At 60.2% G+C, this 7,295-nt stretch carries 6 protein-coding genes; all 6 read left to right on the top strand.

Translation table 11 applies throughout. The features are described from left to right. Positions 1 to 161 precede the first annotated feature (161 nt). The 6 genes from FJY67_04530 (at position 162) to FJY67_04505 (ending at position 7,220) form a co-directional block, all read left to right on the top strand. Positions 162 to 1,745, top strand: a complete 1,584-nt coding sequence (locus FJY67_04530; protein ID MBM3328729.1) for a bifunctional response regulator/alkaline phosphatase family protein — start codon at positions 162 to 164, stop codon at positions 1,743 to 1,745. 259 nt (positions 1,746 to 2,004) lie between these two features. Then, a complete protein-coding gene (locus tag FJY67_04525; protein MBM3328728.1) occupies positions 2,005 to 2,370 on the top strand; it encodes a winged helix-turn-helix transcriptional regulator in 366 nt (121 codons plus the stop codon). Between the two features lie 413 nt (positions 2,371 to 2,783). After that, positions 2,784 to 3,356, top strand: a complete 573-nt coding sequence (locus FJY67_04520) for an SRPBCC domain-containing protein (GenBank protein ID MBM3328727.1) — start codon at positions 2,784 to 2,786, stop codon at positions 3,354 to 3,356. A 200-nt stretch (positions 3,357 to 3,556) separates the two neighbouring features. Continuing rightward, positions 3,557 to 4,585 carry a ribonuclease HII gene (locus FJY67_04515; protein MBM3328726.1) on the top strand — a complete coding sequence of 343 codons (1,029 nt, stop codon included), beginning with the start codon at positions 3,557 to 3,559 and terminating at the stop codon, positions 4,583 to 4,585. A gap of 244 nt (positions 4,586 to 4,829) precedes the next feature. Continuing rightward, positions 4,830 to 5,549 carry a redox-sensing transcriptional repressor Rex gene (locus FJY67_04510; GenBank protein MBM3328725.1) on the top strand — a complete coding sequence of 240 codons (720 nt, stop codon included), beginning with the start codon at positions 4,830 to 4,832 and terminating at the stop codon, positions 5,547 to 5,549. 21 nt (positions 5,550 to 5,570) lie between these two features. Next, on the top strand, positions 5,571 to 7,220 hold the full coding sequence (locus FJY67_04505; protein ID MBM3328724.1) for a hypothetical protein: 1,650 nt from the start codon (positions 5,571 to 5,573) through the stop codon (positions 7,218 to 7,220). The last annotated feature ends 75 nt before the right edge of the window (positions 7,221 to 7,295 follow it).

Genomic DNA, 7,295 nt, shown 5'->3' with positions numbered 1-7,295 from the left:
TTTAGTAGACAAGACAATCTATCCACGGAGCGTCCTGTGACCAAGGGCGCTGTTCAAGTCCCCTTCGGCTACGCCTTCGGGGACTTGAACAGCCATCACACTGTCAACAGATCGCTAAGATAGTACACTTCATTCATAATTCTACATTCCGCATTCCCCCTATGCCTGACTCCCGCAATATCCTTTGGATCGACGACGAAATCGACCTGCTCGGCGCGCATCTCATCTACCTGCGCGACCGGGGCTACGAAATCACGCCGGTGACGAACGGCCCGGACGCCCTGGCGCTGGCAGAAGGGCGCGCCTTCGACCTCGCGCTGGTCGATGAGATGATGCCCGGGATGAGTGGGCTTGAAGTGATCGGCGAACTGAAGCGGATAAAGCCGACGCTGCCGGTCGTGATGGTGACCAAAAACGAAGCCGAGGAACTGATGGAACAAGCCATCGGGCGGCAGGTCGAAGCGTTTCTCACCAAGCCGGTCAATCCGTCGCAGATACTATCGGTCCTAAAGGGCGTTCTCGACCGACGCCAAATCGCGACTTCGGAACTGGTCAAGCGCTGGGCCGGCGAGTTTGCCGGACTCTCCGATCTGGTCGATAGGGCTAAGGCAGCGGACGACTGGATCGCCGTGCATCAGCGCATCGCCCGGTGGGAACTCGACCTCGACGAATCGGGCGAAGCCAGCTTGCGCGAAATGCTCGGCGATATTCGTAGTGCCGCCGATAGACGCTTCGGCAAGTGGGTTGAGGCGCACTACCCGGACTGGATCGCGGCGCATCCCGGCGAGCGGCCGGTCCTCTCGATGGACGTCGTTGACCGGCACCTGGTGCCGGTAGTTCGCCAGGCTGCGAGTGGGGACGCAGGGCCGGTGCTCTTCCTGGTCGTCGATTGCCTCCGGTTCGATCACTACCTCGCGCTCGAGCCGCTCCTGGCTGAGTTCTTCGACATCCGCCTCGAATCCTGCCTCGCGATTCTCCCGACGGCTACGCCCTACGCTCGCAACGCCCTCTTCAGTGGCTTCACACCTGCCGAACTCGAGCGCGTCCATACTGACCTCTGGGCGCGCGGCGACGAAGACGAGTCGTCCTCCAACCGCCACGAGCGAGCCTTTCTTGCCCAACTCCTGATGCGTCGGGGACTCGACCTGAAACCGGAGGCGAAATATGTGAAGGTGCTCGAAGCCGAGGAGGCAACCGACTTTGAGAGGCGGCTGGGCGAATACCTCGCCGCGCCGCTCACCTCGATGGTCTATAACTTCGTCGATATCCTCGTCCATACCCGGCAGTCGGTTGAGGTCATAAAGGAGATGATCCCTGACGAAGCGGCGTTCCGGTCGGTGGCGAGGGCCTGGTTCGGGCACTCGTCGCTCTACCGGATACTGAAAGCCTACGGCGAAAAGGGGGGGACGGTCGTCCTGACCAGCGACCACGGCGCTATCCGGGTGCGCCGGGCAGTGCAGGTGATTGGCGACCGGACGACCTCGACAAGCCTTCGATACAAGCATGGTCGCAACCTGAAGGTCGATCCGAAGCAATCTATTGTGATAAAAGACCCTCCGAAGTGGGGCTTGCCGCAGCGCGGTATCAACACCGAATACATCCTCAGCCGGGAGGACCAGTTCTTCTTATATCCGACGAACTTCCATCACTACTTTGGTCTCTATCGGGACAGTTTTCAGCACGGCGGGGTGTCGCTCGAGGAAATGGTGCTGCCGGTGGCGATCTTGAAAGGGAAGGGGAAGTGAAGGTGGAATGCAGAATGTAGAATGATGATTGTAGATTGCAGAATGACGAGTGAAGTCCTGAAGATCATTCTTCCGCATCTGCAAGGTATGACCAGCAGCAGGATTTTATTCAGATAACTTCACATGCGATTTCAAGTTGGCTGCCGATTCCCCTGGGTTGCCCAAATCCTAACTTCATTCTTCATCGTCTCCCCGCGCTTGACAATCGGACTCTCAATGGTTATTATATCTGTCGGTTTAATAACCGCCCGGTTAACTTATGCTTGCTCTTCGGGACGATCTCAGTCTTCTCTTCAACGCCCTTGCCGACCCAACCCGCCGCGCCATCATCGAGCGGCTGATTAGCGGCGAAGCGACCGTGCTTGAGATAGCCAGACCCTTCACCATCACCTTGCCAGCCGTCTCGAAGCACCTCAAGGTGCTTGAAGCCGCCGGCATCATCGAGCGCGACCGGCGGGCGCAAACCCGCCCCTGCCGCATCAAGCCCGACCGCCTGAAGGAAGTGGCGGACTACCTCGACCGTTACCGGCAACTCTGGGAGGAACGCTTTGACCGGCTCGATGCGCTGCTCGCCGAAATGCAGGCTTCGACCCAACAAATCATCAATCCTAAGGATATCCGATGAGTCAAAATATACCTACCACCTTTCGGGTCGTCTCCGACACCGAAATCGCAATGGAACGCCATATCCCCGCGCCGCCGGGACTCGTCTGGCGCGCCCTTACCGAGAGTGACTTGATCCCGCACTGGTGGGGTCCGGCAGTTCTCACCACCACGGTCCTTGAACTCGACGTCCGGCCCGGCGGCAAGTGGAAGTTCCTCCAAAAAGAATCCAACGGCACCGAACACCTCATGCACGGGGAGTTCCTGGGCTTCGAGCCCCTTGCAAAACTCGAGATGACGTTCGAGTATGACGGAGCGCCCGGTGCTATCATCAATGACACCTACACCTTGGAGCGCGACGGCAGCGGCACGCGGATCAAAGCCTGGTCGCGCTTCCCGTCGAAGAAAGCCCTCGACGACATGATGAATGCCGATATGGAGGCGGGTGCCGTCGAGTCGTGGGAACGGCTTGCGATCTTGACGACGCGCATCCAGAAAGATACCGGCCTCGAGGTGATCCACGAGCTGAACACCCTCGTCCTGAAGCGAATCTTCAACGCGCCGCCGAAAGTCGTCTGGCGATGCTGGTCCGAGCCGGAACTGGCCTGCAGGTGGTGGGGGCCGAGGCTCTATACCTGCCCGGTGGCTAAGATCGACTTCCGGGTCGGCGGGCGGTATCTGCTTGCGATGCGCGGTCCGACGCCGGACGGCTCGGTCGCCGACATCTGGTCGACCGGCACCTACCTCGAGATCGAACCTAACCGCCGGATCGTCGCCACCGACTCATTCGGCGACACCGAAGGAAACATCGTCCCCTCGACCGACTATGGGATGGAAGGAATGCCGCTCGAAATGCAGGTTGAGATCATCCTCGAAGACCTCGGCGGGCGAACGATGATGACGCTGCGGCATGAGAGAATGCCCGATCAGTACCGTGAACTGACCGGCGCGGGCTGGTCCGAGTCCTTTGACAAACTCGACGCGTTGGTCGTCGAACTGGCAGCGTAGAGCATCTTGCGCCAAGCAACAGGCTGCCGGAGTCGAATGCACCGAAGCCCGGGGAGACGATGTAAGCCGACTGCGTGTGGCCAATCCGCAGCACGCGGATTGTGCCCGAAAAGTCGATGGCAGTAAGCCGCTAAAGGCAGTTCAGCCGCCTAAATTCGTCAGTCATTTTCTGCACATGGAATACTTACTCCCCGCGTCCATTGACCGCTGATTACCTTCGCCACGAGCAGACCCTTTGGCAAGCCGGTCATCGCCGGATCGCAGGGGTGGATGAGGTCGGTCGGGGACCGCTCGCCGGGCCGGTCGTCGCCGCAGCCGTGATCCTGCCCCCGCCGGGTGATCCTTCGTTTGACTTGATACACCGGGACGACTTCACCGCGCTGGTGATCGACTCGAAGCAACTCGCCGCTCCCGCCCGCCGCCGCGCCGCCCAACTCATCCTCAAAGCCGCCGTCGCTACGTCCGTTGCTGCCGTCTCGTCCCGTGTCATCGACCGAATCGGCATCGGCAAGGCTGTGCTCAAGGCAATGGAACATGCCGTCCGGCGCCTGCCCGTCCCACCCGACTTTGCCCTCATCGATGGCAACCGCTTGCCCGTTCTCTCCTGTCCAGCCAGGACGCTCATTGGCGGCGATGCGGCGTCACACAGCATTGCTGCCGCTTCGATCCTCGCCAAAGTTACCCGCGACCGCCTGATGGAGCGACTCGGCCGGTTCTATCCCGATTACACCTTCGAGCAGCACAAGGGATACGGCACCGCAGAGCACCGCCGTGCCATCGAACGTCACGGCCCGACACCACACCACCGGTTGTCGTTCGCACCGCTGGCGCATTCGATGCCGAAAAACCTCCGCGCCTCGGGCGACGAGGCGGAGGAAGCGGCCGCCAACCACTTGCTCGCGCAAGGCTACTCCGTCCTGACGCGGAACTACCGGACGAGACGCGGCGAGATCGACATCGTCGCGCGCGAGGGAGCGACGCTCATCTTCGTCGAGGTGAAGCGAGGCTCGCCGGGATCGCCGATCCCGCCGCTGCTGCGGGTAACGTTGCGCAAGCAAGCCCGGATAATTCGCGCCGCGACGGACTACCTGACGCAAACGGAGGCGAGCTTCGAATTCGTCCGCTTCGACGCAATGGGCTTGACACCGGTTCGGGGAGGTAAGTGGCAGGTCGAGCACCTTCGCGGCGCCTTCACCGCCGACGGGTGGGAAGAGGGTCTGTTCGGGTAGGCGGGCGTAAGCAAGCAAGCGGGATATATTAATATGTTAGAAAATAGTTGCCTTGGAGGGCGGACATTCCTGTCCGCCCTATATCAAGGTCTGCCTTTCTGCAAGGGTGGATAGGAATGTCCGACCTCCAGGAATAATCTGCCCCCTTTAATAACAAGATTGTAAGAATGACGATGATGAAACCGGTTGGGAACGGCAAACCCCCTTGCCTTCCTTGCCTTCTTACCCTATATTTGTTCACCCCATGACCGATTCGACGACACCGCCCCCCGATCTATCTCCATCGAGGCGTTTAAACCGCCGGCCGCCGTCGCTGGCGATCCCCCGCCTGGCGCGGTATCTGGCGTTTTTACAGCATCTTGACCCGGACGTTCGATTCGTCAGTTCGGAACGCATAAGCGCTGAACTTGGCATCAAAGCCACTCAAGTCCGGCAAGACTTCCATTACTTCGGCCAGTTCGGCCGCGCCGGACGCGGCTACAACCGCGACCTCCTGATCACCTCTCTCGAGGAGATTCTCGGCATCCATGAACTGCAGGCGATGATCATCATCGGCCTCGGGCACCTCGGGACCGCGCTCGCTAACTACCGCTATTTCAATCGGATGAACCTTCGGCTGATCGGTCTATTCGACAACAGCCCGAAACTGATCGGCCTCCGTTTCGGTGGTATCGAGGTAATGCCCCCTTCGGCCATCAAGGCCTTCGCCCGTCAGCATCAGGTTAGGATCGCCATCGTTACTGTCCCGCCCGAAGCGGCTTCTGTTACCGGCCAACTGCTCATCGAAGCCGGCATCCCCGGCATCTGGAACTTCACCCCGGTGCAGTTGAATGCCCCTTCCGGCTTCATCGTTCGCAACGAGCAGCCGACGCTGGGGCTGCTCGCGCTCACCTTCCAGTTGAAGGAGCGCTCGGATGAAAGCCACAAGAATCACCAGCCCCGCAAAGCCTATTCATTCGACTGACCTCTCGTTCGAATCGTCCTTATGAGCCTCCCTGCGTCGGTCGTTTTACTCTTCGCTCAACTGTTCGTTGCCCCTCCCAATTCGGGCGTCCGGATACTGGTGAACCAGGTCGGCTTTGCGCCACGGGACCTGAAGATCGCGGTCGTCGCGAGCGACCGGCTCCTCGCCGACCGGACCTTTCATCTTGCCGCCTATGACGGCTCGATCCTCCATACCGGCACTCTTACCCCCGACGAAGGCACCTACCTCGCGACGGCGCATCACTACCGTGCCGATTTTACGTCCTTTACGAGACCGGGCGATTACCGGCTGCTCGCCGGGGGCATGGAGTCCCACCGCTTCGCCATAGGTCCGCAGCCCGGTGCAGCGATACCCGATTCACTGCTTCGGTTTTTCCAAATTCAGCGCTGTGGCTATGTCCGCATTCCACCGCGGGAGCCCTGTCATCCCTACGATGCTACGGCGCTCCTCGGCGGAGAGGCAAAGCGTCCGCCGGACCTCACCGGCGGGTGGCACGATGCCGGCGACTATACCAAGTTCCTCCAGACCACCGCCGTCGCAACACACCGGCTCGCGGTCGCCTATTTGCTCAATCCATCGCGCTTTGGAATCTCGTCCGGCAAGCCGTCTTCCCATCTCATCGAGGAGTTGAAGTGGGGAGTCGAATGGCTCGGCAAGGCACACTTTAGGGAAGGCTGGATCGCCGTTCAGGTTCAGGACTCGACCGACCATTCGGTCGGCTGGCGTCTGCCGGAAAAGGATCCTTTGAGCCGCAACCGCCCGGTCTGGATCGATGACGACCCGGCGCATCTTGGGCTCTTCAGCGCAGCTATGGCGGCGGCATCGCAAGCGTTCAGCCGCTCCGGTGAAAGTCGTCTATCAGTGAAGGCATTGAAAGAGGCCGAGGCAGGCTGGCGCGAAGCCTGGAAGGCGTTGAGAGAAGGAAGAGTCATTGCGGACGATGCCGGTCGTAGATACCGCGATCCGCACCCGGAAGACAACCTGATGTTAGCGGCGGTCGAACTCCACTTCGCCACCGGGAAGGATCCATATCTTCAGGTTGCCGACTCGCTTTTTGCCGCCGTTCAGCCCGGCTACTGGGTCTCATGGGGCGATATGGCAGGGATCGCAGCCGCCCGGGCCAGCAGCATCAGCAGGCCAGCACAGGAGTTCGCCGAAAGGCTGCTTTCCCACTACGACTCCCTCGCCGCCAGAAACCCCTTCGCCTATCCGCTGGAGTCCTTCCCGTGGGGTTCAGCCGCATCCCAAACCGGCATCGCCAACTTTGCATTACTCTACGAACTTACTACGGGCGATGAGCGCGGCAAGTCGCTTGCCATCCGCCAGCGTGACTATCTCCTCGGCGCGAACCCGTTCGGAGTCTCGTTCGTTGCCGGATTTGGCACCGATTTCAGCCGTAGTTTCCACCATCAGGTCACCTACTTGAGCGGGATCAGCCTTCCGGGCGGCGTCGCTGAAGGTCCGATCGACAGCGCTGCCTTTGCATCATCCGGGATCGTCCTTGCTGCGTCTGACCGCTTTGCCCGTCTGCAGTCGAAATCTGCTGTCTATCACGACGACCGTAACGATTACCTGACGAACGAGCCGACTGTTTATCAAGCCGCTGAGACGCTGCTGCTCTTCACCGCTCTAAACCTGCCCCGCCCCTGAGTGAGGCGAATTATTAAGAGCCGGTGATGCCTGTCACACTTGACTACGTGCGTATTTCGTACTAAGGTATGTCCG

Source organism: Calditrichota bacterium (assembly GCA_016867835.1).
Classification (GTDB): Bacteria; Electryoneota; AABM5-125-24; order Hatepunaeales; family Hatepunaeaceae; genus VGIQ01.
The sequence above is the reverse complement of the archived record's forward strand: the minus strand, read 5'-3'. Positions and strand labels throughout refer to the sequence as shown.

What these genes read in the sequence shown, in the direction of transcription:
- FJY67_04520 (MBM3328727.1), top strand. Translation starts at nt 2,784, where the DNA reads ATGGAGGCGGGTGCCGTCGAGTCGTGGGAACGGCTTGCGATCTTGACG.
- FJY67_04530 (MBM3328729.1), top strand. Translation starts at nt 162, where the DNA reads ATGCCTGACTCCCGCAATATCCTTTGGATCGACGACGAAATCGACCTG.
- FJY67_04505 (MBM3328724.1), top strand. Translation starts at nt 5,571, where the DNA reads ATGAGCCTCCCTGCGTCGGTCGTTTTACTCTTCGCTCAACTGTTCGTT.
- FJY67_04510 (MBM3328725.1), top strand. Translation starts at nt 4,830, where the DNA reads ATGACCGATTCGACGACACCGCCCCCCGATCTATCTCCATCGAGGCGT.
- FJY67_04525 (MBM3328728.1), top strand. Translation starts at nt 2,005, where the DNA reads ATGCTTGCTCTTCGGGACGATCTCAGTCTTCTCTTCAACGCCCTTGCC.